Here is a 25,543-nt window from a genome sequence, read left to right as displayed (position 1 = left end):
TCATGCCTGAAATTTTGTATACGCGCCAGCATTGCCCGATTTTTTATCGTGCGGTGCACGATCGGCCTTATATCCCTTGGCTGATCAGGGGCTTTACGGCCTCTACTGTAAGGTTTTTCATGTTTAATAAGCGGGCCAGTCCAAGCGAAGTCTGACGAAGTTACGAAAAGCGTTCAAGTCATCAGAAACACAGACACTCTTCGATTGTTAGCGATCGATTCAGAATACTCTCATGCCTAAAATTTAAGCACGCCGATAACCCTCTGATTTTTCTAGCCTTCTCAGGTTATACACAGCTGTTGTCCACACATCTGTGTAAAACCTGACAAAGCTAACGACTCGGCTTTTTAACGACGCTGCCAAAGCAACATCTCCGGCTTGAGCAAAAAATCCAAAAAACCGATGTAGAAAATGCCCTCTTCATCGTACGCCGGCACAATCGGGCGACCGAGCACGATTATTTTCTTGAAACTATCACGAATGGCCATCAGCGCCGCCTTTTGTGCCCGCACTCCAAACTCACCCGACGATTCATCGGCCACCTGTACGTAGATTCTGCGACTGAGCCGATTGGTCACGAAGCTGACCTCAAGCTGCTCGGCGAGACTCCTTCCGTTTCGTACTTTTCGCTTCAGCACGCTGCCGAGCTCAACCTCGTAACCTCGCACCCTCAGATCTGTGACTTCACCGGCGAGCCAAACCGCCTATTTCGCTTGATGTCGTACCGGCGCGCCGCCCTGATCAGAAACGCATCCTCCAAATATTTCAGATAGCAACCAACGGTATTGACCGTCACACTCGCGCCGTTTGTGGATTGCTTAGCGACCCGTGTTGAATTGAGGAATTGTCACGCGCAAGAGGCTATGACACGGATGAGCGCCTCAAGTTCACTCGTCTTGCCAACGTCATCGTAACCAGCCACGTCCGCCACACACGTGTCCTTGAGAAAGCTCGTGAGCCGGGACCTCTTCTCTTCTTCCGACTCCAAGGCGACCACCGCCGGCATTCCGCCGTAGCGGGAATATTGCGCCCACGCCTCGTGAAGACCACCGTCAAAGCCGGACATAAATTCGGCAAACGACAGCGGAAAAACGTACACCGCGTCACATCTGCCTCAAAACACCTTCGACACATCCGTCGCAAAGCCCGAAGCGTGACTCACGGTGACGTACACGTCCAGACGATCCTCATGGTTGAGAGAATTGAGAACTTGAGCTGCGTCGGAAAGATATTCGACATTGTCAAGCAAAAGGTAGCAACGACCGGTCCCGGGAAGCCTCTTTTTCAAATCGGCAAAAAAGACGTTGGGACTACACATTGAACGGTCTGATGAACGAGGAAATTCGTAGACGCAAATGTGGTCAGAAGCGACACCGCTTTTAATCAGATGGTCCCGGAAAAGTTTCCGAAGCAGATACGACTTGCGCAACCATGAATGCCCGTGAGAATCTTCACCAATCCGTTGTGCTTTCGTTCAATCAAACGATCCAAATACGTCTTTCGGGAGAATTCCATAAAGGCCTCTTTTAAGGATTTGGAGTCATTTTGCTCTTAATCGGCAATTCAGAGGCATTCCATCCCACCTTCCTGCGTTCGACTGCATCTTAACCATGCACCAATTTGATGCATCACAACTGCCTATAGCGCACCCAAACGGTGCTTTTCGTTTCCGTTTCGCCCCGTCTTAAGCTTTGTCGTTTCTCTAGTTCCTTCGACCTAATCATCGGGCAATTCAAGACAAAACTAATCATTACCGATTAGCTTTCTTAGTCACTAAACCTTAACGATTTAAGAAAAGAGCGAGGGTTCTCCCTATTGTGTCCAAAACTGGCACGCTCCTTGCAACAGTTAAAGACAAAAGGCGCGCACTCATTCACGCGCACCGAGAACGATCACACACTCAAATAGGAGCCTGATATGAAGCACACTTCCCGCTTTGCCCTCGCAGCCGTCGCCGCCGCTGTTCTCGCCATGAACGCAGCCACCGCCGCGGAGCTCACCGGAACGCTCAAGAAGATTCAGGAAACCGGCTCGATCACGCTCGGCTATCGTGAAAGCTCCGTGCCGTTTTCCTACCTCGGCGCCGACGGCAAGCCCGTTGGCTATGCCTTTGAGGTCTGCCGCAAGGTTGCCGAATCCGCTCAGAAGGAACTCGGCCTGGCCAAGCTTGATGTGAAATATCAGGCTGTGACTTCGGCAAACCGCATTCCGCTCATCCAGAACGGTACGGTTGACATCGAATGCGGCTCGACCACCAACTCTCTGGTTCGTCAGCGCGAAGCGGCCTTCTCCGTGAGCTACTTCGGCATCCAGGTTTCGGCCGCCGTCTGGAAGAACAGCGGCATCAATTCGATGAAGGACTTGAACGGCAAGACGATTGCCGTGACTTCCGGCACGACTTCCGTGGCGCTCATGAAGAAGTTTGAAAAAGAAAACGGCATTCGCGTGCGCTACATGATGACGAAGGACTTTGCCGAAGCCATGCAGCTCGTTGCCAACAAACGCGCCGACGCATTCGTGCTTGACGACGTTCTGCTCGCAGGTCAGATTGCGAACCTGAAGAACTCCGCCGACTTCAAGATTCTCGACGCCGCTCTTTCGGTCGAACCCTACGGCGCCATGTTCCGCAAGGACGATCCGCAGTTCAAGGCTCTCGTTGACAAGACGGTCACGAACATGATCAAGACCGGAGAACTCGAAAAGCTCTACAAGACCTGGTTCGAATCTCCCATTCCGCCCAAGAACGTCAACCTGAACTTCAAGATGAACAACTACACGAAGGAACTCTTTGCCAATCCTTCGGACAAGGGCATCTGATAGGGAAGTTTTATGCCGGGGCCGGTCTCAGTGGCGCCAACGTTGAGATGCCCCGGTCTTTTTGAAAATTCATTTCCCGCGGCTGCGGCAGTCCTTGCCCTTCACACGGGCTGCCGCACATAAAAAGAGGAAAGTTGAAAATGGCTCTCAATTTTGATCTGAACTCTCTGTTTGAGCCTGCGCTGCTCTCCGACGAGCCCTGGTGGTCGTACATTTTGGGCGGCGCCGGCTGGACGGTGGCTCTGATGCTCACCTCCTTTGCGCTGGCTCTCGTGCTGGGCATCATCGTGGGCACGCTGCGCACCTCCCAGAACAAATTCCTAAGCACGATCTGCGAAGTGTGGATCGAGACCTTCCGCAACATTCCGCTCATCGTTCAGATTTTCGTCTGGTTCTTCGTCGTTCCGGAATTCATTCCCTGGTACAAGGACTGGATGAACACGGTCGATCCCGTCTACTCGCAGTTCCTGACGGCTTTCATCTGCATGGGCTTTTTCACTTCCTCACGCGTTGCCGAACAGGTTCGCGCCGGCATCGCCTCCGTTCCGAAGGGCCTTCCCAACGCCGCCAAGGCTCTGGGCTTTACGCCGATTCAGACATACGCCTATGTGATTCTGCCGCTGGCGATGCGCCTGATCGTTCCGCCGCTCACGAGCGAAGCCATGAACCTCGTGAAGAACACCGCCGTGGCTCTCACCATCGGTCTGCCTGAACTCACGATGCGCGCCAACGAAATGGGCGAAAACACGTTCCAGTTCTTCGCCGCCTACATCTGGGCCACCATCATCTACATCGTCATCGCCCTGATCGTCAACAACGTCATGCGCGTCGTCGAGAAAAAGAGCGCCGTTCCCGGCCTCATCCTTGCCAAGTAAGAGAGGAGATAAGCGATGTTTGATTTTTCCTCGATTACGAATTCCTGGGCCTACATTCTCGAAGGCGTCAAGTACACGATCGAACTGACGATCATCACGGCCGTGGGCGGTCTGATTCTCGGTACGGGTCTCGCACTTTGCCGTCTGTCGACTTCCAAGATTCTTTCCGAGTTTTCCAAGCTCTACACCAACCTGATGCGCGCCGTGCCGCTCGTGCTCGTGCTCTTCTGGTTCTTCCTGCTGATGCCGGAAGTTCTCAAGGTTCTGCTCAGGCTCGATCATCCGGTCATGATCGGCGCGGAAATGACGGCCATCATCACCTTCGTGCTCTTTGAAGCGGCCTACTTTGCAGAAATCATGCGTGCCGGCATCCAGTCCGTGAGCAAGGGGCAGATGTCCGCGGCCATGGCGCTCGGCCTTCGCTACGGTCAGACGATGCGCTACGTCATCCTGCCGCAGGCCGTTCGCAACATGCTGCCGGTGCTGCTCACCCAGACCATCATTCTCTTCCAGGACACAAGTCTGGTGTACGTGATCAGCGGCAACGACTTCATGGGCGCCGTAAGCAAGATCGCTCAGCGCGACGGTCAGCTCGTCTTGATGTACTCCTTTGCCGCCGTCTGCTACCTCACCGTTTCCGTGTCGCTTTCGATGCTCGTGCGTCGCCTGCAGCGCAAGATCGCCGTGGCCGCCCGCTAAGAGCACAAGGACATCGCACAAAACCGGAATTACAGGATTAAAAGAAAAATGTCGATGATTGAAATCAAAAACGTGAGCAAGTGGTACGGAGACTTTCAGGTTCTCAAGAACTGCTCGGTGAACGTCGAAAAAGGCGAAGTGGTGGTTGTCTGCGGACCTTCCGGTTCGGGCAAGTCCACGCTCATTAAGACCGTCAACGCACTTGAACCCTTCCAGCAGGGCGAAATCCGCATCAACGGCATTTCCGTGGGCGACCCCAAGACGGATCTCGCGAAACTGCGCAGCCACGTCGGCATGGTCTTTCAGCATTTCGAGCTCTTTCCCCACATGAGCATCCGCGACAATCTGGCGCTTGCCCAGATCAAGGTGCTCGGACGCGACAAGGCCGAAGCCGAAGAACGCGGCTTAAAGCTGCTCGATCGCGTGGGCCTTTTGAAGCATTCGGAAAAGTTTCCGGGGCAGCTTTCGGGCGGTCAGCAGCAGCGTGTTGCCATTGCCCGCGCCTTGGCCATGGATCCGATCTGCATGCTCTTTGACGAACCCACCTCGGCGCTTGACCCCGAGATGATCAACGAAGTGCTTGACGTGATGGTGGAACTTGCTCACGAAGGCATGACCATGATGGTGGTGACGCACGAAATGGGCTTTGCCAAGAAAGTGGCCGACCACGTGATCTTTATGGATGCCGGCGAAGTCATTGAAAATCTTCCTTCGGACGAATTTTTCAATAAGCCGCACACGGAACGTGCGCAGAAGTTCCTATCGAAGATTCTCAACCACTAAGTCGAAACTTTCTGTCATCTTTCAAGACCTTTCCGAACCAATGGTGCTCGGGAAGGTCTTTTTGCATCCGTTTCTCTTTGCAGCAAAAAGAGTTCGTGCTGAATCCTCCCATCCTGCATCTGCGAACGATGCCGATAAACGATCGGTCAATTCGGGGACAAGAGAAGACTTATCCACATCCTCGGCCGCTCAGACTACTTACTGGGCCGTAGGCCGAGGTTGTGGGTAAGTCGTGAGGTCTGACAGCACCATTCATGCAGGCTTGCCTGCCCAATCACCCGGTTCTCTAGAGCCACAAATACGCCATCGGCAAAGCGAACTCGCGCTCACCATAACGAACAACATCGTGGCCCGTGTAAAGAACAACCGACCAAATACGGCGGTTCTTACCGAATTGTTCTTTGAACCAGCGAAGGTTCTTGAAATGTTCCGCTTTTACTCCTTCGCTTGCCTTTACCTCCAGACAAATCAATTCTCCATTTCTGTTTTCCAAAATAAAGTCGATCTCTTTGCCTGTCGTGTTACGGAAGTGATAAAGCTTCCACTTGCGCCCAATATCAGTAATCGGCACGAGTTGCTGATAAACCCATGTTTCAAGCAAATTTCCCACCAAATCCGTGGTTGCTTTGTCTTCCACATTAAGAGCCAGATCCACATCGCCTAGATCTGCCAAATATGCCATCAGTCCGCTGTCACAGAGCATCAGCTTGGGTGTCGATGATGCGCGTTTAATAATTTTGTTTTGCCATGCCGGTAACAATTCCACCAAAAACATGGTTTGCATTGCCGTCAAATACTGCATTACTGTCGGTCTGTTCACCTCCATCGCTGCAGATAATGATGAAACATTGACCATCCGGCTCGAGCTCCCAGCACACTGCTGCAACAACATCTGCATATAGTGCGGTTTACGAAAATCTCCCAACTCCAGCAGATCCCGTATAACGAGTGAACTTACATAGGCTTCGAACCAATAATCGCGTTCCCCGCCTTCCATTCGGAGGACATCCGGAAAACCGCCACGAAGAGCCTTTTCAATAATCACCCGTTTGCTACAGTCCTCTGCGGTTAATTTGTCATCAAACTCTTCATTGAAAAGTCTGTCGATAAACCGAGGGGGCTGTTCTTGTATTTCGCCCTCAGTCATCGGTCGCAAACGGACTTCTCCGAGTCGGCCGGCCATAGATTCGTGTATGGACGGCATCGTCTTGTAGTTGGACGATCCGGACAGCAAGTACTGCCTCAACTCGCGGGATTCATCCACAAACGCCTTGATTTCATGGAAAAGCGCTGGGACCTTTTGAACCTCGTCAATAGCTAAACAGCTTCGATTTCTGTACTGCTGCAGAAAACCTCCCGGAGCATCTGCAGCAGCCTGTCTAAAGATCTCTCTATCAAGGGACACATATGCCGCATCTTTTGGCAATAACTCTCTCATCAGAGTCGTTTTGCCGCACTGTCGCACTCCAGAAAAAATGACAGCCTTGAAAATCCTCTCGGCCATCTGAAATTCACTCTCAGCCCAACGTCGGATATAAGTCATTTTTTGTCTCAAGCAGTCCAGAAAACATATCGCATGAGAAATTGTAAAATAGACTTACGATAAATTGTCAAGTAGCATTGCAGATTTTTGTAAATCAGATTGACAATTTTACAAAAACACCTTTTCTCTCAGTTCTCCGAAGCCACCCGCACAAACACCTCGATCAGCCGACGGCACTTTTCTTCCTTCCGATACAGCGTCTCCGGATGCCACTGCACAGCTTGAAAGAACCTTTTGCCAGGCATCCAGACCGCCTCGACGATACCGTCTTCACTCACGGCCGAAACCTGAAGCGAAGGCGCCAAGTCTCGGATCGCCTGATGGTGATAGCTGTTCACCTCAATCGAGCCTGAGCCGACAATGTCTGCAAGCGGAGTGCCTTCCAGCACAAACACGCGGTGTATCGCACGGTCATACGGCGGCTCCATATCGTGCTCCACGCCGGGATGTTCAGTAGATAAATCCTGATAGAGCGTTCCGCCCAAGGTCGCATTGAGAATCTGAATGCCGCGGCAGATACCCAAAAGCGGCTTGTCTCGGGACTCGGCGCCTTGGATCACCAACCGCTCAAAAGCATCGCGCTCCGCACAAACTTCGCCGCACAAGGACAACTTCTTCTGACCGTAGATCGCTGGATCCACATCCTGGCCGCCCGTGAGCAAAAATCCGTCAAGTCGATCCAACAGAGACTCGATGGTTGAGACTTTTGTCGTCAACGGCAACACGACCGGCACGCCGCCTGCCTCTTCCACGGCCTGCAAGTATTCTGAACGCATCCAGATACGAGACGATCTCGCATCAAAAAGCGGACACACGCCAATCATTGGCAACATACTGCTCTCCTGTTTGGCCGCATCAAACGGCTTGGGTTGGAACAACTTTCACAGAAGATACTCTCTCGGAACAGTCAAAAACGCCTCTGCAATAAGCAAATTGCAAACCTAATTGACAATTAATCGTCATGCTGATTGACAATTTTCCGGCAATTTCCAATGCCTGCTGCATTGCCAATCCGGAATCGGACCTTCGAGAAAGACCGTACGACCTCTTGCAAACCGCATTCGGCAAGAAAAACTGAAAGCCACGTTCCAACACTTCTCTTTTCGTCTGCTAGATGTCTGTCAGTGTTCCGTGTGACTGCCTGCCACCGCACCGATAACCGTCGGCGCCGATCGCATCGCAAAAAGAAAGCCCAGAAAGACGAAAATGGCAAGTCCCCACAGGGACGCTCCGGCACCGATAACGGCCCCCAGCGCACCCATGGCCACCGGGAAAGTCGCTTTGCTTGAATTGATCAGCATCAGGCGCAGTCCGATCGCCTCGCCTGTTCTGCCTTTGGGCGCCAGACGATAAACAAGCGACATCATGTTCGGAAGCGACGCCCCCAGTCCCAAGCCCAACAGGAAAGCGCAGGCCATGAGCGGCAGTTGACTTTCAAAGAACGGAAAGAGAACGAAAGCCAAGGCCGAAATCAGAAGCGTAAGCGCAATCATGATCCATTCGCGCATATGCCGCATCAGATACGGCATCAGAAGCCGTACGGCAAAGGACGCCGCCGAGAAACTGCCCAGCACCCAGCCGATGTCCGAAGGCGAAAGATTCACGGATGCGCAGTAGACAGGAATCAGCAGATTGCCTACTTCCCAGGCGACTGAAACGACGACGGAACAGACCAAGACCGCTCGCATGGGCGGATCCCGGAAAAAGTCCATTACTTTTTGAGGATGCGTTCCCGCCGCCTTGCGAGCACCATTGCCTCCTGCAGGAAGTACATGCCGCATAAACGGCAACAAACACATCAGCCCAACAAAGATCGGAGCGCCCGCCACCCAACAATAGAAACTGGCAAAGCCGAAGTGCTCAATCAAGTAGCCCGTGATGATCGGCGTGAGCAAGCCGCTTAAGGCCGTCACGATTGACAACAGCGTAAAGGCCAGTGCTCTTGTCTCGTTGGTGGAAACGTCACCGGTCAGGCGCTGAACGACGGTGTTGGTGAGCATAAAGGCCGTGCCTACAAGAATGCAGGCCGAAAAGAGCGGCCAAAGGCCCGCTGTCTTGATGGGAAAGATGAGCGTCGCGGCACCGGCTGAAGCCGCACAGAAGATGGCCAAGGCCAGCGACGGTCTAGGCCCCGAACGATCCAGCCACCGACCGGCGGCAATGGCGCCGAATGCAGGAAACAAGGCGACGCTGGCGAGCATCGCGCCCACCTCAAAGGAACTCGCCCCGTGCTCAAGTGCATCGAGCGTCACGCAAAAGCGCATGCCGGTCGTGCAGGAATGCAGGATCAGCAATATGAACAGAACTCGAGCGAGCTTTCCGTACATTGCGCCGTCACCATATGGATTCAGCCGGCATAACACCGACATAAAGGCTTCTCTTACCGATGCTACGCCCGAATTCGAACGCGAGCAAAAAGCATTTGCCGCAAACAAAAAACCGAAGGCGCAACTCCAGCGTTTTAGCGCCAGATGCACCTTCGGCATGAAACCATGTCAAATGCGGCAACTGCCGCCGTCACTGACAATCAAAATGAGTGCGTCAAACCAATCGAAGCAGCCGTACGGTTCGTGGTATTTTCATCTTTGTTGAGCCAGCCTTCGCCTTTAGCCCAAGAGACGACAGCGTAACCCATCGTGCGGTTGCTGAAATAGTAGTGGCAGCCCAAACCCACGGCGTAACGCTTGAAGTCGCCGTCTTGCCCTGACGGTGCTCCCTCGAACTCGCCGTCCTGGTACTGCACCTGAGCAAGCCAATTGGCCGAACCCACGGTGTAGCGGACACCCAAGAATCCGGAAATCGCATCGTACGCGTCCGAGCTCGTCTTCAAGAGATCCGAATCGAAGTCGTATTCGTTCCAGTTGGCGTCGCTCATGCGGCGGTTGTTGGTGAAGTAGTTCAAGCCGGCGTAAAGCGTCGTGGCACCGCCACCCGGCGTCCATGTGGCAGCAAGCTTATAGCTGAAGGCATCTTCCCAGTTCTTCGTATCGTAACCGGTTCCGTAGTACTCGGAACTGTCACCGTAGAACTCGGCTTCAACCGCACCGATAACCTTGACGTTGTTGCCGTCCCAGCGCAGCGCCACATTGAGCCACTTGCTGTTGTTGACCCAGCGAACGTTTTCGTCGTCGGCTTCGTTCGTGAGCGAATACTGCACGCCGAGCTTGGCACCCGCAAACGTCGGCGACACGTAATAGATCGTGTTGCTGTGTACGTTCCAGACGTTGACCTGAGAGGCCTGGATACCGGCGTCGACGTAACCGGTTTCAAAAGGTTCGAAGTCCCAATACCAGGACAGAGAGCTCATACCGGACGAAAAGCCGCCGACACGACCGAAACCGAGCGTTCCCCAGTCGCCCGAGAGATAAATCTGCGATTCACGGTTGAAGATCTTGCCGTCCTCCCCCTGCGCACCGGTGTCGCTGTTGAAACCGGCTTCCAAAACAAAACCGAGCGTCAAATTGTCGCCCAGATCTTCGGTGCCCTTAAAACCGAAACGAGGACCGGCATAGTTGCCGCTCGTCATGGCAAACGAATCGTCGCCGCCTTCGGTGTGCTGATACGTAAAGCCCGTATCCACAACGCCGTAGAGCGTCACTTCCGTTGCGGAGGCTACGCAGGAGAGTGCGGACAAAACCGCGGCTGTGGTGAGTGTCTTTTTCATGATGTTTTGATTCGTGGAGTCAATCTTCACCCGCGGGCCGCGTCCAAAACGTGGCCCGCAAGTAAGATCAGGAGAAACAAAGGATGTGAATTATGACCGAATTACTTCAATGTAGCCGGATCGAGCGTGCGCAGGAACTTGATGCCGTTGTTGATGTCGTTGGTGTAGATGCGATCCTTCGTCACGAACGGAACGGTCTTGCGATAGCAAACGAGGAGATCTTTCCGGTCTCAACAAATCTGGCACATAATCGCCGCTCCTCTTTTGCGTCTGCAAATCGTCCTTTAGTTGTGCGAAACAACTTCAAAAAGCTGCCACTCGAGCCAACAACCGGCTGCAAAGACGTCTGTCATGCGCGCACGCAAAGCGTCTGAGCCGTTTTGGGCCAGTTTATCCGCAATTGACACCGCCTTTCGTGCAGAAACATCGGACGCCTCCGACCCCATACCCTCAACCCAATCTCGGAACGGATTGTCCTGAAGCTTGGCTGTGGGACGCAATGCCTTTCCGAATTCGTTCCAAATCCAGAAACACGGCAACAGAGCCGCCATTGCAACTCCGAGATCGGCAGACCGTACGGCTCGCGCTTCGAAATCCTGATAGGCCAGCAATTCCGGCAAAGGAACAATTTCAGACGGGTTGACCGATTGCCCCGTAAATGACTTCACATAGTCGATGGTCCAGACTCGCATATCGCGTGTTTCCCGAGCCCATTGTTTGAGCTCCCGAGCCTCCTGTTCAAAGCCTTGAATTTGAGACAAGCGAGCTGCGAGCAAATCCAGACAAGATGCGTAGGTGTCCAGATAACTGATGTTCTGGCAGAGATAAGCCGCGAACGTTCTTTTGGATAAAGTACCGTCAAACACTCCACACAGGAAGGCATGCCGCTTGACAGCTTGCAGACTTGAATCTGCCGCTGCAAATGCTTTCCGGCTCCAAGCCTCCTTGGGCTCTGCGGCAAAGGAGCCTCCGATGGGAAGAAGATACGCTGCGCAAAAGGCTTTCAGATAATCGCGTCGAGACAACATCAGTGAAAATTTTCCTCAGTCATAAAAGCAGATCGAGTGCGATTATTAACCATTTTTCAGAATCTGCAATCGGTGCCTTTCAGTTTTTGCTTGCGAATGGGTGTTTTCATGAGTGGGATCGGTTGAACTCTCTGCTTGGCGCGAACCCGAAATGGATTAACCTTAGAGATAAGGTGCGTTGCACCCCAGAGACCGCTGCCGACAAAACAATCGATCACGACCCCGATTATTTTGTCTCCCCAAAAGCAGCTCGCTCACAGGAGAAAAAAATGACATTTCAGTACCCAGCCGTATCGCGGCGCAACTTGATGAAATCGGTTGCAGCCGCCGGTCTACTGGCTAATTTTTCACTCACACCGCTCAGTCAAGCCGTTGCAGCGGCCATGGATGATATGGAAACCGTTCGCTGGACTTCGTGCGTTGTCAATTGCGGCAGCCGCTGCCCGTTGAAAGCCATCGTCAAAAACGGTCAGGTGATCCGCATTGAACCGGAAAACACCGGCGCCGACTCCACCAAGATGCCTCTGGCTGTCCCGCATGTCCGCGCCTGCTTGCGAGGCCGCTCCATGCGTCAGCGCTTGTACTCTCCCGAACGCCTCAAGTACCCGATGAAGCGCGTGGGCAAGCGCGGCGAAAACAAGTTCGAGCGCATCTCCTGGGACGAAGCGCTTGACATCGTCGCCAAGCAGCTCAAATACACCATCGAGAAATACGGCAACGAAGCCATCTACCTGCAGTACGGCTCCGGTTCCTATCAGCTCGTTTCCACGCGCCGCACGGCCGATCGTCTGCTCAATATGTTGGGCGGTTCTCTGGGCTGCTACGGCACCTACTCTTCGGCTCAGATCAACGGCGCCTTCCCCTACACCTACGGGCTCGGCGCCGGCGGCTCTCAGATGACCGAAGTCGGCAACGCCAAGCTCTACGTGTCCTTCGGCAACAACACGATGGTCACGCGCCAGTCGGGCGGCGGCCAAGCCTGGGAGCTCGATTGCGCTCGTCAGGGCAAGGATCGTCCGCGCATGATCATTGTCGATCCGATCTATACGGACACGTGTCTGGGCAAGGAAGACGAATGGGTGCCGATCCGTCCGGGTACCGATGCGGCTTTCGTTGAAGGCATCGCCTACGTCATGATCAAGGAAAACCTGGTCGATCAGGCCTTCCTCGACAAATACTGCGTGGGCTACGACGAAAAGACGCTGCCCAAGGGCGCGCCCGCCAAGAGCGACTACAAGAGCTACATTCTGGGCGAAGGCGAAGACAAGACGCCAAAGACTCCGGAATACGCCTCCCGCATCACCGGCATTCCGACCGAAACCATCATCCGGTTGGCCCGTGAAATGGCAAAGACCAAACCTGTTTTCTTTGCTCAAGGCTATGGTCCGCAACGTCAGGCCAACGGTGAACAAACGGCACGCGCCATTGCCATGCTGCCGATTCTGACGGGCAACATCGGTCTTCCCGGCACGAGCCACGGCGGCCGCGAGGGCGACATCGGCCTGGGCGACGTGGGCCTGCCTTCCGGAAAGAATCCGGTTAAGACGCTCATTTCGTTCTTTACTTGGAGCGACGCGATCGATCACGGCGAAAAGATGACCGCCACGGCCGACGGCGTGCGCGGCAAGGATAAGCTCGACGTGGGCATCAAGTTCCTGTGGACGCAGTGCTCCAACGTGAACATGAACCAGCATTCGGACCACAACGGCACGGCCAAGATTCTGGCTGACGAAAAGAAGTGCGAGTTCATCCTCGTCGTCGACAACCAGATGACCTCCACCGCCCGCTGGGCTGACCTCATCCTGCCCGACGTGATGCAGCAGGAACTCAACGACATCGCCGCCGACGGCTACGCCACGGGCACGAGCAACTTCATGGTCGCTCTGCAGAAATGCGTTGAGCCGCAGTGGGAACAACGCAGCGGCTACTGGATCTGCTCTCAGATCGCCAAGCGCTTCGGCATCGAAGACAAGTACACCGAAGGTCGCACGCAGGAAGAATGGGTGCGCTGGTGCTACGAAGAAACTCGGAAGAAACATCCGGACGTCATGCCCGACTTCGACACCTTCTGGAAGCAAGGCATCGTCAAGGTGCCGGGTCTGGGCAAGGGTAAAACCGTTGTCATGAAGGCCTTCCGCGACGATCCGGTGAAGAACCCCCTGAAGACTCCCTCGGGCAAGATCGAAATCTATTCCGAACGTCTGGCCAAGCTTGCCAAGGACTGGACTTTGCCTAAGGGCGACGTCATTTCGGCTCTGCCCAAGTTCTGCCGCACGTGGGAAATGCCGGGCGATCCGCTGCAAAAGAAGTATCCGCTGCAGTGCTTCGGCTATCACGGACACGGCCGCACCCACTCCACGTATCACAACGTGCCGTGGCTGCGTGAAGTGCAGCCCGACGAACTCCTGATGAATCCGATCGACGCCAGAGGTCGTGCGCTCAAGACCGGCGACATGGTGGAAGTCTTCAACGACCGCGGCCGCGTGCAGCTGCCGGTACACGTCACGCCTCGCATTTTCCCGGGCGTGGTGGCGTTCCCGCAGGGCGGTTGGTACACGCCCGACGCCAAGGGCGTAGACAAAGGTCCTTCCATCAACACGCTTACATCTCTCAAGAAGAGCCCGTTGGCCAAGGCCAACCCGCAGCACACCAATCTCGTCGAAGTCCGCAAGATCTAAAGGAGGCACATCATGGCAAAACAATACGGCTTTCTGATTGACGCCTCCCGCTGCACCGGCTGCAGAACGTGCGAGGTCGCCTGCAAAGATAAGAACAATCTTCCGGTCGGTCGCAACTTCCGACATGTCCTTTGCTTTGAGGGAGGCGGCTGGAGACAGGACCGCGCCACCGGCGCCTGGCGCACGGATACGTTTGCGTATTACGTCTCGGTGAGCTGCAATCACTGCGAAGATCCCGCCTGCGTCAAGGTCTGCCCCACCAAGGCTCACTTCAAGCGCAAGGAAGACGGTCTGGTTCTGATTGATCGCGACAAGTGCATCGGCTGCGGAATGTGCGCCAAGGCTTGCCCGTACGGCGCGCCGCAGCTCGATACGGTCGCAAAGAAGATGACCAAGTGCGACGCCTGTCAGGATCGTCTCGCCAAGGGACTCAACCCCGTCTGCGTGGACTCCTGCCCGCAGCGCGCCATCGAGTTCGGTGAAATGAGCGAGCTTTTAAAGAAGCACTCGGATCGCAAGCACATTGCACCGCTGCCCGATCCGTCCGTCACCAAGCCCAACCTGTTGGTGAAGGCGCCTCGCAACGCCAAGCCCGTGGGCGACAAAAACGGCACGGTTTTCGGAGCTGATCGTTAAGAGCTCCGGCTGACCGCTAAGGGCAACAACAGGACGCGGATTTCGGTTCGCGTCCTGTTCTTGTTTACGCACAACCCAAAACCACACAAGGTTGCGACGAGATCGCCTTCTCAGGGCGTACCCGGACACAGTCCGAACCCGTGTATCAAAAGACACCGAACCTACCGCACACCTGATGACACTTATTCATTGCGAGCACATCAAAGGTGTCTGCGTGTGCTCAGTTGGGCAGACGGGCGACACTCCGTCCGCTGTCTTTTTGTCTGTCCCGCTACCCATCCTCTGACCTACTTTCCACTTCTCCCGGTTCCTGCAAAACCGACGAAATTGCAAATTCTCCCGACAATCATCCAAACTGCGGATCATTCGAATACATCCATATCATTCTGTCACACAAAATCAAATATTCTTAAAAACATCAGAGACTTAACTACAATAAATCCAACACTATCTCCTTCAAAACGTTTCCTTCCAGAGTAGCTGAATAGAATTAGTATCACCAAATCAAAACCACTGCCCCATAGGCCATTCAAAAGCATCAGCACTCCGACACTTTCTCTATTGTCCACAACGGGCATATTGGTCACTGCTCAATTTGTCTTCAATATAAGAGCGCGAAGCAAGCAAAATTTCCTTTAGTTTGTTCTCGAATTGAACAAAACCGTCTTTACTCGCTTGACGCTCAAAACCAAGTCATGCAAACTCGCGACTTTCGCAACCCACAAACGGAGTAACAAATGCCCCGCTTTTACCTGACCGCCGTGGCCGCCGCTGTGATGGCCGCAACGGTTAACGCCGCCGAATTTCCCGCAATCCCGACAGATCAAACGGATTACAACGAAATCATCTATCGCGACGATGCGAACGATCCGACAAGCTATGAACAGTCTTCCTGGAATGGTATCGGCCTTGTCGCTTCTGGCGAACCGATGAGTTCCGGCTCCAAAGCACCTGCGTTCCTCAGCACGGCAAAGGGTGACATCGTCACTAACAACGGAAGCATCTGGGTGCTTGCCGACCGCATTCCTGGCAACAAACTCGGTCAGTACGCCTCCGGCATCCTCGCCAGCGGCGGCAAAAAAGGCGTGAATGCCGAAGGTGCCGTCATCTACGTCCACTCCGACAACAACGGCAAAGAAGACAACTACGAAGCGGCCAAAGGCATGGCAGCTGATGCCAGCACCGGCACAAAAACCTCCATCACCAACAGCGGCACGATCTACGTCGAAGGCGGCACCGGCATGTTGGCTACTTCCAACCCCAAGCCGGCTAACGCTCTGTCTTCAGAAAAAGGTTCCGTCATCACCAACGAAGGCACGATTCACGTCATCAACAGCGGTTTCGGCATGTCGCTTGGCGGCAACGATGCCAGCGGCGTTAAAATGACCAACGAGGGCACTATCATCGCCAGCGGCAAGAACGCCTATGGCATCACGGCTTCCGACGCCAAGGACGGTACAGTGACCAATGAAGGCACCATCATTGCCACCGACGGCGCCATCGCCATTTCCTCGGGCCGCTGGGATAAGGATGTCGACTTCAGACTGATTCTTAAGGGCAATTCGCATGTTGAAGGTGTCATTGAGCTCGGTAAGGGATCTGAGCTGACCGTAGAAAACCTGGCTCGCGCTGAAACCATCGTGTTGTCTTCCGGTACCCCGGAAAAGGTAAACGCTTTGGATGGCGATCCATGCGAAGACTGCAATGTGGGTAGCGTCCATGTGAACAACAGCAACCTGACCATTCGCTCTTCCGATGAGTCCCAGACGCTCAAAATCGGACTCATTGAGACAGTGGGAAACGGTTCGTTGACATTTGAATTCGATTCTGTCGGTTCCAAAGAGAAGCCTCTTCTTGATGTGGACACAGGTGGCCAAGATGATGCTGTCAAGTTCAACTACACCGGTACGGTCAGCGATAAATTGGCAAGCGGCTCGGTCAAGGCCGAAGAGCTCTTCAATGGCATCAGCCTGGACAACAACGCAACGCCTGAACGCATCACTACGTCCGACGGTTTGTGGGGCGGCGCTTCCGTTCACGAAAAGAAAGATGACGAAATCACGAGCACCTACTCCGGCCCGAGCAGCCTGATTACCTCCACCACCGATCTCGCCTTGATGAACGGTCTGGTATGGCGCTCCCAGCTCACCAACCTTTCCGATCGTATGGGCACGCTGCGCACCATGCCGCAGGCTGCCGGCGCTTGGGCACGCTACAACAACGGTCGTCTTGACGGCCGCGGCCTCGAATACGACTACAGCACGATCGAAGTGGGCTTTGACGCTCCCGTGAGCAGCAACTTCCTCGTTGGCGTGAGCTTTGACTACACGATCGGCGACACCGACCTCAATGCAGGTTCCGCCGACAACGACGTCTACACGCTGGGTCTTTACGGCACCTACTACGGTGACAACGGCGGCTTCGTTGACTTGATGGCCAAGATCGGCCGCATCGACAACGAATACAACGTTGCCAACTCGGCCGGGTCTGAAAAGGGCGACTACATGATGACCGGCGCCATCGTCGGTGTTGAAGCCGGCCACCGCTTTGATCTCGCTCACAACATGTTCGTCGAACCGCAGGTTCAGCTCTCCTACAGCTGGCTGCGCGCCACGGACTATGCGACCAACATCCGCAGCGTTGATTTCGAAACAATCGAAAGCTTGGTCGCTCGCGTGGGCGTCATGGGCGGCATGAAGTTTGCCGAAAACCGTGGTGCAGCCTACCTGAAGGCCTCCTACAACCATGACTTCCTGGGTAGCGTGGACGCAGCAATGCACGCTGTCAACGGCTCGAACAACTCCGCCAAGATCAGTGACGAGCTCGACGACAACTGGGCCGAAGTTTCTCTGGGCGTGTCCTACAGCGTGACCGATACGCTCAACACGTTCCTTGACGTGGGCACCGGTTTCGGTGGCGACATCGACCAGAAGTGGCGCATCAACTTCGGCGCCCGCTACGCATTCTGATCAAAGCTTTAAGTCCGGGTTGATTGATCGCCCGCAGTGAAGCATAACAGCCGCGTTCTCGATTCGTCGGGGGCGCGGCTTTTCGTTTGACCGACTTTCCTGTCAATGGGAAACGTCGTCTTGATTCGCTCAATTCAACGGGCTGCTCACCGACGTGCTTCCACTTTATCGACAGCAGGCAATCAAAAAATCGCCGCTCCCGGATCTCCCGACAACGGCGACTTGTTCAGCAAACGACAGAAAATCCTCAGCGTTTTCTGAGTTCTTCCTTCACAGTCATGCGCACGGTGTTTTCAACGGCCTTCTGCAGGTCCGATCGAATGCGCGTGGCAGCGGTCTTAAGCGTCACGTCCACGATGATCTCAATCTGCGAATTGAGGCGTTCCAGCACCTTCGGAACGATACGGGCAACGAGCTCCTCTTCGGACAAACCGGCGGCAACGGGGCCGGAAGCTCCGGCTTGCTGCTGAGAACGGGCCTGGGGCGTCACGGGCGCAGCTTCCTGCCGGCGGATGGGTTCGGGGTTCGGCATACGAGGCTCTTCGGGCTGCGGAGCAATCGGAGGCGTCACCTGCTCTTCGGACTGTCCCGGAATCGGTCCGTTCTTGAGCTCCTGCGCCGCGCGCTTGAGCTCCTCCCAGTCGTAGGGAACACGTTCTTTCAAAAGCGGAGAATGATAGGAATTCATTTGTTATTAACCTGCGCTGCGGTCGTAGGCGTTGAGCGTCACGCCGGCGGTTTTGTACAGCCGATAGCGGGCGCGGGAATTGAGAAGTTCCGTCTGATTGGTGGAGACGATGTCAACAACACGGTTAAACGGCGCCAGCGTATGCTGCCAGTCGGGCGGCACCGATTCGTCCAGAAGAATGATGACGTCGGACGGTTTCAACTGAGTGATGTCGCTTGCGAAAATCACGGGCGCATCGGCTTCAAAAGCCGAACCCGCCCAGGCGTGCGCGATGAAGGTCAAATCCTCAAAGCGCCACAGATCGTCGTAGGCGCGCCGCAACAGCACCTCGTTGCTGCTCCAGACGGCAACGGTAAGCCCCATCTTGCGCACCTTCTTGATCAGGCGGCAGGCATAGATGGTGCGTTGCGCGACATTGAAGTGAAAATCGATTTGCTGCATGCGGGCGTCTCGAGCGGTGTCTCAACCTCTGTCTGTCGGAAAAACTTACTTGGCGGCGGCCTTGCGGACGGTCTTGGCGGCAGCCTTTTTCTCCGTCGCTGCAGCCGTCTTCGTCTTTGCGGCTGCCTTAGCCTTCACGGTCTTTACCTTGTTTGCCTTGGTTGCCGGAGCACGGGAAAGCAACCACTCAAGAATGAGCGGCAAGGGACGCGCAGTGCCGCCGCTCTTGCCGCTTGCGGCCTGAGCGGTGCCTGCCACATCAAGGTGGGCCCAGGGGCACTTCGGCGCGAATGCGGCAAGGAACGTAGCAGCCGTGCAGGCGCCGGCACCCGCCGTCCAGCTGATGTTGGCAAGGTCTGCAACAGAGCTCTCCAAGGCCTTCTTGTAGGTTCCTCCCATCGGCATCGGCCAGACCGGGTCGTGCGCGCTGTCGGCAGCGCAGGCCAGAGCGGCCGTAAGCGGTTCGTCCTCGCAGAAAAGACCGGAGACGTCGGTGCCGAGCGCCACGATGCAGGCACCGGTGAGCGTTGCCACGTCGATGCAAACCTCGGGTTCGAGTTCAGCGGCGCGGGCCAGGGCGTCAGCCAGAATCAGTCGGCCTTCGGCGTCGGTGTTGAGCACTTCAACCGTAAGACCGCTTAAGGTCGTGATGACGTCGGCCGGTTTCAGAGCGCTGCCCGAAGGCAGGTTTTCCACGGCGGGCACGAGAGCCACCACGTTTTCCTTGAGTTCCATTTCGGCGGCGGCCTTGACGGCGGCCATGACGACGGCGGCGCCCGACATGTCGAACTTCATCTGATCCATCGTGCGGCTCGGCTTGAGGGAAATGCCGCCCGCGTCAAATGTCACGCCCTTGCCGACGAGCACGACGGGAGCCTTGGAGGCATCCGCGCCCTGCCATGCGAGTTCAATGAAGACAGGATCGGTTTGGCTGCCCTTGCTCACGCCGATCACGCCGCCCATGCCGGCCTCGTCGATGGCGTCCTTGTCGAGCACCTTGACGGTGAGCTTACCCTTGGCGGACTTGCCTGCGGTCTTTTCAAATTCGCGCACCACGCTTTCTGCGGCTTCGGCCAGGAACTGCGGATCGCAGATGTTGGGCGGCAGGTCCTGAAGTTCCTTCGCCCAGATCATGGCGCCGGCGGACACGCAGCCCACCTGAAGGCTTGAGGCCACATCCGTTTCGGAAACCCAGAGAATCTTTTCAACAGCCTGCGGTCCCTTGCCCTTGGTCTTCAGCCCGCGGGACTTGTGGGAGGCAAAGAGAAGTTCACGCACGGCGCTGCGGGCGGCCCAGGCTTCGTCGCGTTCGGGCAGCGTCCATTCTGCGGAAGTCAAAGCAACGGATCCGCTCTTTGCAAAACGCGCCACCTTGCGGTGCACGTTGATGAAGGTCTTTTCGCTGAAGGCGTCCTTCATGCCCAGACCCACGACGATCACGCGCTTGAAGTCCAGTCCGGCAACGCCGTAGAAAACGGCGACTTCGGAGGGCTTGCCCTTGAAGTCGCCCGCTTCGATCTGAGCGGAAATCAAGCCGCCGGCCTTGTCAACGGCCACTGCCGAGGGCGTGAGTTCGGGCTTGCCGTTTTCGCCGCCGCACCAGACACCCACCACGAGGGTGTCGGCCTGCAATTCCGTAAGCTTGTTTTCAACTTCAATCTGCATGTCTCGTCTCTCCGAATTTATGGTCAAAGCCTTTTTTGCCAAAAAGAAGGCTTTCAAAAATGCTCAATTTTGACTCTTAATGGTAGGAAGCCTTCTTGGCTTCGTCCACGCGCAGCGGCGGGAAGCTGTCCCAACGTTCGCACCCCGGGCACTGCCAGGCGAAAGTGTGCGCCAAAAAGCCGCAATGCGTGCACTGATAACGCGCAAAGTGCTTGCTCTGCTTGGTGGTAACCTCCGCCAGAAGTTTTGCCTGTTCATCATCGGGATCGGCCTTGGCGCGCAAGTTGCACAGAACCGAGAAGGCCGACAGCGACGGACGGTTCTTGAGGGCTTCACCGGCAAATGCAGCCGCCGTAGGCGCATCGGCCCACACGGACATGCGAGCGACGGCGGCAGTCAGCACATCCACTGATCCAGACTGCGCAAACACGTCCTTGAGATACTTCATGGCGGCAGCCTTGTCGGTTTCGGCCATGACGTCGGCCTTCTTGGCGGCAATGAGGGGCGCATAGGCGGGCTTGGCCTTTTCAATTTGACCCCAGGCGGCAAGCGCGTCCTGCGGCTTGCCCGCATCAAGCGCGAGATCGGCGGCCAAGGAAAGCGCACGCGGATTGTCGGGATTGGCCTTCAGAGCACTCGTCACGAATTCGGACGCGCGAGCCGCATCCTTGGTGCAGCGCGCGAGGTTGGCAAGTTCGCAGTAGTAATGACTGATTTCGACATGCAGATCCTTGCCGCTCTTTTGCAGGCGCTCGGCCGTCTCCACGGCCTTCTTCCATTCGCGTTCGGTGCAGTAGATGTGCATTAAAGCCTCAAGCGCCTCGACTTCGCGCCCCTTGAAGCCGGCAAGCTGTTCGTATGCCGATTCCGCGCGGTCGTACATGCCGGACTTCAGATAATCGAGCGCAAGCTCGGCCATCGCCAGAGCACGTTCCTTTTCGGGCAGCTCGGCGCGGTTGACGAGGAAGCTGTGCAGACGAATGGCGCGATCAAACTGTCCGCGACGGCGAAAGAGGTTGCCGAGGGCATGGTGCAGCTCAATCGTCTCAGGATCCAGGCGCACGACCTCGATGAAAAGATCAATCGCCTTGTCGGCCTTCACGGGATCGTCGCTCAGCAAAAGCGACAGACCCTTGGCGTAGTGCTCGTCAATGCCTTCCGTCGCCTTCTTGTGCTGTTTGAAATCCACCCCGCGCAGCCACCAGCCGGCGGCAAAAAGAATCGGGACCGCAATCAGATACCAGAGTTCGAATTCCATTTGCTTCACTAGTCAGTCAAAAATCAGTTCAATCCTGCGGCACGTTTTTCTTGGCAAAAAGGATGTCGTGCCAGCCGAGTTCCTTGGCAACGGGGTTGCGCAGCAGATAGGACGGATGATAGGTAACCACCGCGGGCACCTTACGGCCCGCAATTTGCACCTCATAAAGGTGACCTCGCATCTGCGAAATCGGCTTTGCCTCGCCCAAAAGCCGCCAGACCGCGTGCTTGCCCATCAGAATCAAAAGCTTGGGCTGCAGGAGGTCCAACTGTCGATCGAGGAAGGCCGCGCAAGCGGCCACTTCATCGGGCTTGGGGTCGCGGTTTCCGGGAGGACGGCACTTGAGAACGTTGCAGATGGCAACGTCCTTGCCGCGCTCGAGAGAACACGCCTTGAGAATTTCAGTTAAAAGCTTGCCGCTGTTGCCGACAAAAGGAATGCCCGAAAGGTCTTCTTCGCGACCCGGCGCTTCGCCCACCATCACGATGGGGCAGCCCGGTGCACCGTCGGCCACCACGGTGTTGGTGCGCTCAGCCGCCATCGGGCAGACACGGCACCGATCGGCAATTCCCTTGATGTCTTCCCAGCGTGCGGTGCGAAGTTCGGCAACGAGCTGAGCGTCGGCCTGCACCTGAGAGGCAGCAGCGGACTGCGGCCGGGGCGGCGCAACGGGACGCAGTGCGGGGCGCGTCGCAATCGATGCAGCTGCGGCAGGCTTGAGAGTTTGAGCGACAGCCGCAGAAGTTGCGGGATTCGCAGTCGTTGCGGCGGGAGCCGATTGGATGCCGGCGGCGGCCTGCTGTCGACGCAGGCGCGTGGCCATCGGACCGCGGCGCACCATCGCGGGAGCGGCCGGTGCGGAATCTGCGGGGATCGTAGCCGAAGGCGAGACGGCCGAAGGCTTAACCTCTGCCGGCGCGGCAGAAGCTGCAGGCTTGGGTTCCGGCGCAAGCGGATCAATGCCGTCGCGCAGCACCCACTGCACGCCGACATTCATTGCCTGCCAAATTTGACTTTGTTCCCGCGTTAGCGCCATTGATGCGTTACTTTCTCAATCTTCTTAATCGTGGGGCACGGACCGGGAAAACTGCGCCGTCATCAGAATCGCATCCTCCCGCCCGTTTTCGGTCGGATAGTAGTTCTTGCGGCGTCCGGTTTCCTCAAATCCGAACGAAGTGTACATTTTACGCGCACGCGCGTTGCTCTCCCGAACTTCGAGAAACATACGCACGGCGCCGTTGCGGCGAGCCAGCGCAATGGCCTGCGCCAACAGCGCCTTGCCGTAGCCTCTTCCCTGCATGGCAGGCTGCACCGCAATTTCCAGAAGTTCCGACTCGTCGAGCACGTGCATCACGGCGGCAATGCCCGACGTCACCCCGTCTACGGTCAAAACCGTGAGCGTATTTCCCGAGGCGTGTGCGTCGGAAAAGTTTCTCAGCGTCCAGCCGAAGGGATCGGCTCGGTGCGTGAGGTCGGCCACCGCCTCGAGATCTGCGGGCGTCATCGCGCGAAACGCAACCTCGCTCAAAGCTTTTCTCCTGCTCGGCGCTGTTCAATGGTGAGAGCCACGCGATTGCGCACGTAAAGCGGTGCGGCAAGATGCGGATCGGTCACCAGCCCCGCCTTCATCATCACGGCGGCCAATTCCACGATTTGCCCGGCGCTCACCTGTTCGGTTTCGATCGCGACGACGCCTTCCGGAACAAGGATTTCCTCGGCGTACGCAGCAAGAGCCGTGCCGATAACCGCCTGCACGTTGTCTTGCCTCAGGATCTGCACGACGTCTTCAGGTTTGACAAGTTCAGGGGCACGCACTTCATCGGGCATGCCGCCTTCGGGATCTCGTTCAAAGCTTGCCGTATAGCACTCGTGCATGCGCGCATCGTTCACAACGCAGACCCGCTTGACTTCGGGGTGCGACTCAAACAGGGCATACGCGGCGGCGGCAAGATTGCCCACCTGCACCGTGGGCTTGCCGATCGCCCAGGCCAAGCCCTGCGCCACCCCGCAGGCCACGCGCAGCCCCGTAAACGCTCCTGGGCCCGCTCCGAACGCCACGGCGTCCATGTCGGCCACCTTGAGGTTTTTGCCGCAAAGCACTTCGTCGGCAAGCGAGATCAGGCTTTCGGTATGGCGATTTTTTTCCTTAAAAATGTTGCAGACGACTTCGCCGTCGGCCAGCAAGGCGGCGCTCGCGTAGTCGCCGCTCGTTTCAACAGCAAGAATTCGAGTCACGGCTTTTGTGTTGTGCTTGAGTTGTTTTCGATGGCTTCTTCCGAAGAGAAGTCCTGCTCGGCGTCGTTGAGCGCAAATAGCTGCGCCATCGGACGGTTCAAAGCTTCGGTTGTAGAAAATTGCTTCCACCAATCGGCCAAAATTCCGCCGGCGCCTTCTTTGCCGGCCAAGCGCTGCATCTTACTCGAAACGAGTGAATTACCGCCGCTTACGGCAAAAAATTCGAAGGCGCGCAAAAGGGTTGTCTTCTGACTGTCGGCCACGAGCACCCACTCCTGTGTGCGCCCGCCCGCCTCCGTCGTGACGGGTGCGACGTAACCGGCATCGGCCAGGCGCGAGAGAATGCGCTCGGCCGCTTCCGGATAGGTATCGGCCGCGTCGCACAATTCCTCGACGTCGAGAATCGGACGCTTGTGGCGCAGACGCAGATGCACGAGTTCGCGCAGCATGGCCAAGGCCGTCAAAAAATCATTGCCCGGACGATAGTAGTCAAGGAAGCGCCCCGCGGTGAGTTTCGGAATTGTCGCGGCAATCGCGGCGCCTGCAAAAAAGAGGTACCAGGCCACGTACACCCAGAGCACGAACACGGGGATCGCCACGAAGGCGCCGTAGATGTTGGTGAGCGTTCCGGCCGTCACCCACATGCCGAAAAGCTGCTTGACGACCAAGCCGCAGACGCTTACCACAGCGCCGCCCACGAGCGCGTGACTGAAATGCACCCGACACGACGGCACGAACTTGTAGATCACGGCAAAGCCCAAAGCCTGCAGAATCACCTGTCCGACGTTGTAGAGCGTCTTTGAAAGACCGGGATCAACCCCTTCCAAAGCCATCGCCGCGTAGTGGCCGGTCATGGTGAGGCTCACGGCCACCGCCAGAGGTCCGACGGTCATCAGGGCCCAATAGATGAGCACCCTTTGAAACCACGGACGCGGCGCCGTCACCTTGAAAATGCGGTTGAGCGTCACGAAAAGCTTGTCGATCAGAAGAAAAGCCGTTACGGCCAAGCCGAGCAAACCGAAGGTTGTGAGTCCCGCAGCGTGTGACGTGAACTGACTGATGTAGCCCAGCAGCTGTTCGCTGTACTGCTCGGGCAGCAGACTCATCACGATCAGGTCTTCGAGAGCCTGGCGGGCGTTGGCAAATCCGGGGAAAGCGGAGAAAGCCGCAAGCGACAGGGCAAGCACCGGCACGATGGCCGTCAAAGTGGCCAGAGCCATCGTGGAAGTGACTTCCGTGAGGTCGTTTTCGCTGGCGCGATCGGCAGCAAAGCGCAGCAGCGTGCGTATGCTCGAAATGAGCCCCTTTTTGCGCAGTTTTTCGCGCAGCGTCAACCGATGACGAAGCCCGAGACGCCGTGATGCGGTGTCCTTGGACGCCGGTCGCCCTTGAGTATTGGAGGAATCGTTCATGAATAGACAAATAGCCGACTATCCGCTAATTATCGCAGGCTGCCGGCAAAGAGACGAAAACCAGCAAATGCACAACCGGCCGCCGCCTCAATCAAACGCTTCGGCAGCCGCCTTTTCAAGCGAGGACAGAGCGCAGTAAAATAACACGCTTC

23 protein-coding genes are annotated in these 25,543 nt (G+C 56.1%); 7 read left to right on the top strand and 16 right to left on the bottom strand.

Annotated elements, in window-relative coordinates; translation table 11 throughout:
* Nucleotides 1-347: 347 nt before the first annotated feature.
* From DW133_RS04430 to DW133_RS04420, 3 genes are all read right to left on the bottom strand, one after another.
* The gene (locus tag DW133_RS04430) at nucleotides 348-638 is read right to left on the bottom strand and encodes a hypothetical protein (protein WP_147408869.1); all 291 of its coding nucleotides are present in this window, start codon (nucleotides 636-638) and stop codon (nucleotides 348-350) included.
* A gap of 209 nt (nucleotides 639-847) precedes the next feature.
* Complete coding sequence (locus DW133_RS04425; protein ID WP_118275424.1) at nucleotides 848-1,066, bottom strand: hypothetical protein; 219 nt, start codon at nucleotides 1,064-1,066, stop codon at nucleotides 848-850.
* 48 nt (nucleotides 1,067-1,114) lie between these two features.
* Nucleotides 1,115-1,429, bottom strand: a complete 315-nt coding sequence (locus DW133_RS04420; protein ID WP_158571112.1) for an AAA family ATPase — start codon at nucleotides 1,427-1,429, stop codon at nucleotides 1,115-1,117.
* A 488-nt stretch (nucleotides 1,430-1,917) separates the two neighbouring features.
* On the opposite strand from DW133_RS04420, the gene DW133_RS04415 reads away from it, so the two are divergent.
* The 4 genes from DW133_RS04415 to DW133_RS04400 all read left to right on the top strand — a co-directional run bounded on the left by DW133_RS04415 (nucleotide 1,918) and on the right by DW133_RS04400 (nucleotide 5,174).
* Entirely contained in the window at nucleotides 1,918-2,817 is a 900-nt protein-coding gene (locus tag DW133_RS04415; protein WP_118275422.1) for an amino acid ABC transporter substrate-binding protein, read from the top strand.
* A 140-nt stretch (nucleotides 2,818-2,957) separates the two neighbouring features.
* Nucleotides 2,958-3,692, top strand: coding sequence for an amino acid ABC transporter permease (locus DW133_RS04410; protein WP_118275421.1), 735 nt, complete (start codon nucleotides 2,958-2,960; stop codon nucleotides 3,690-3,692).
* A 15-nt stretch (nucleotides 3,693-3,707) separates the two neighbouring features.
* Complete coding sequence (locus DW133_RS04405) at nucleotides 3,708-4,391, top strand: amino acid ABC transporter permease (protein ID WP_118275420.1); 684 nt, start codon at nucleotides 3,708-3,710, stop codon at nucleotides 4,389-4,391.
* 54 nt (nucleotides 4,392-4,445) lie between these two features.
* Complete coding sequence (locus DW133_RS04400) at nucleotides 4,446-5,174, top strand: amino acid ABC transporter ATP-binding protein (protein ID WP_147408870.1); 729 nt, start codon at nucleotides 4,446-4,448, stop codon at nucleotides 5,172-5,174.
* A gap of 286 nt (nucleotides 5,175-5,460) precedes the next feature.
* Here DW133_RS04400 and DW133_RS04395 read toward each other — a convergent pair whose 3' ends face one another.
* The 5 genes from DW133_RS04395 to DW133_RS04375 form a co-directional block, all read right to left on the bottom strand.
* Complete coding sequence (locus DW133_RS04395; RefSeq protein WP_118275418.1) at nucleotides 5,461-6,717, bottom strand: ATP-binding protein; 1,257 nt, start codon at nucleotides 6,715-6,717, stop codon at nucleotides 5,461-5,463.
* A 128-nt stretch (nucleotides 6,718-6,845) separates the two neighbouring features.
* The gene (locus DW133_RS04390; RefSeq protein WP_118275445.1) at nucleotides 6,846-7,550 is read right to left on the bottom strand and encodes a gamma-glutamyl-gamma-aminobutyrate hydrolase family protein; all 705 of its coding nucleotides are present in this window, start codon (nucleotides 7,548-7,550) and stop codon (nucleotides 6,846-6,848) included.
* 288 nt (nucleotides 7,551-7,838) lie between these two features.
* Nucleotides 7,839-9,044 carry an MFS transporter gene (locus tag DW133_RS04385; RefSeq protein WP_118275417.1) on the bottom strand — a complete coding sequence of 402 codons (1,206 nt, stop codon included), beginning with the start codon at nucleotides 9,042-9,044 and terminating at the stop codon, nucleotides 7,839-7,841.
* Nucleotides 9,045-9,244: 200 nt separating this feature from the next.
* Nucleotides 9,245-10,381 (bottom strand): porin, encoded by a 1,137-nt coding sequence (locus DW133_RS04380; RefSeq protein WP_147408868.1) that lies wholly within the window; start codon nucleotides 10,379-10,381, stop codon nucleotides 9,245-9,247.
* Between the two features lie 284 nt (nucleotides 10,382-10,665).
* On the bottom strand, nucleotides 10,666-11,409 hold the full coding sequence (locus DW133_RS04375) for a hypothetical protein (protein ID WP_118275415.1): 744 nt from the start codon (nucleotides 11,407-11,409) through the stop codon (nucleotides 10,666-10,668).
* Between the two features lie 269 nt (nucleotides 11,410-11,678).
* On the opposite strand from DW133_RS04375, the gene DW133_RS04370 reads away from it, so the two are divergent.
* The 3 genes from DW133_RS04370 to DW133_RS04360 all read left to right on the top strand — a co-directional run bounded on the left by DW133_RS04370 (nucleotide 11,679) and on the right by DW133_RS04360 (nucleotide 17,692).
* Nucleotides 11,679-14,087 carry a DMSO/selenate family reductase complex A subunit gene (locus tag DW133_RS04370; protein WP_118275414.1) on the top strand — a complete coding sequence of 803 codons (2,409 nt, stop codon included), beginning with the start codon at nucleotides 11,679-11,681 and terminating at the stop codon, nucleotides 14,085-14,087.
* A gap of 12 nt (nucleotides 14,088-14,099) precedes the next feature.
* A complete protein-coding gene (locus DW133_RS04365; protein WP_118275413.1) occupies nucleotides 14,100-14,723 on the top strand; it encodes a DMSO/selenate family reductase complex B subunit in 624 nt (207 codons plus the stop codon).
* Nucleotides 14,724-15,460: 737 nt separating this feature from the next.
* Nucleotides 15,461-17,692 carry an autotransporter outer membrane beta-barrel domain-containing protein gene (locus DW133_RS04360; RefSeq protein ID WP_118275412.1) on the top strand — a complete coding sequence of 744 codons (2,232 nt, stop codon included), beginning with the start codon at nucleotides 15,461-15,463 and terminating at the stop codon, nucleotides 17,690-17,692.
* Nucleotides 17,693-17,939: 247 nt separating this feature from the next.
* Here the strand turns inward: DW133_RS04360 and DW133_RS04355 are convergent, their stop codons facing one another.
* From DW133_RS04355 to DW133_RS04320, 8 genes are all read right to left on the bottom strand, one after another.
* Nucleotides 17,940-18,380 (bottom strand): hypothetical protein, encoded by a 441-nt coding sequence (locus DW133_RS04355; protein ID WP_118275411.1) that lies wholly within the window; start codon nucleotides 18,378-18,380, stop codon nucleotides 17,940-17,942.
* A gap of 6 nt (nucleotides 18,381-18,386) precedes the next feature.
* Nucleotides 18,387-18,821, bottom strand: coding sequence for a DNA polymerase III subunit chi (locus DW133_RS04350; RefSeq protein ID WP_118275410.1), 435 nt, complete (start codon nucleotides 18,819-18,821; stop codon nucleotides 18,387-18,389).
* A gap of 45 nt (nucleotides 18,822-18,866) precedes the next feature.
* A complete protein-coding gene (locus DW133_RS04345) occupies nucleotides 18,867-20,486 on the bottom strand; it encodes a leucyl aminopeptidase (protein WP_118275409.1) in 1,620 nt (539 codons plus the stop codon).
* Between the two features lie 76 nt (nucleotides 20,487-20,562).
* Nucleotides 20,563-21,744: a tetratricopeptide repeat protein gene (locus tag DW133_RS04340; RefSeq protein WP_118275408.1), complete on the bottom strand. Its 1,182-nt coding sequence runs from the start codon at nucleotides 21,742-21,744 to the stop codon at nucleotides 20,563-20,565.
* Between the two features lie 28 nt (nucleotides 21,745-21,772).
* Nucleotides 21,773-22,741, bottom strand: a complete 969-nt coding sequence (locus DW133_RS04335; RefSeq protein WP_199588791.1) for a uracil-DNA glycosylase — start codon at nucleotides 22,739-22,741, stop codon at nucleotides 21,773-21,775.
* 63 nt (nucleotides 22,742-22,804) lie between these two features.
* Nucleotides 22,805-23,272 carry a ribosomal protein S18-alanine N-acetyltransferase gene (rimI, locus tag DW133_RS04330; RefSeq protein WP_147408867.1) on the bottom strand — a complete coding sequence of 156 codons (468 nt, stop codon included), beginning with the start codon at nucleotides 23,270-23,272 and terminating at the stop codon, nucleotides 22,805-22,807.
* Nucleotides 23,269-23,979 carry a tRNA (adenosine(37)-N6)-threonylcarbamoyltransferase complex dimerization subunit type 1 TsaB gene (gene tsaB, locus DW133_RS04325; RefSeq protein WP_158571111.1) on the bottom strand — a complete coding sequence of 237 codons (711 nt, stop codon included), beginning with the start codon at nucleotides 23,977-23,979 and terminating at the stop codon, nucleotides 23,269-23,271. The genes rimI and tsaB overlap by 4 nt, the downstream gene beginning before the upstream one ends.
* Nucleotides 23,976-25,391, bottom strand: coding sequence for a YihY family inner membrane protein (locus tag DW133_RS04320; RefSeq protein WP_118275404.1), 1,416 nt, complete (start codon nucleotides 25,389-25,391; stop codon nucleotides 23,976-23,978). The genes tsaB and DW133_RS04320 overlap by 4 nt, the downstream gene beginning before the upstream one ends.
* Nucleotides 25,392-25,543: the final 152 nt, after the last annotated feature.

The sequence above is a fragment of the Sutterella sp. AM11-39 genome (genome assembly GCF_003472385.1).
In the GTDB taxonomy this organism is placed as follows: Bacteria; Pseudomonadota; Gammaproteobacteria; order Burkholderiales; family Burkholderiaceae_F; genus Duodenibacillus; species Duodenibacillus intestinigallinarum.
This window is presented reverse-complemented; position numbering and strand designations above follow the sequence as displayed.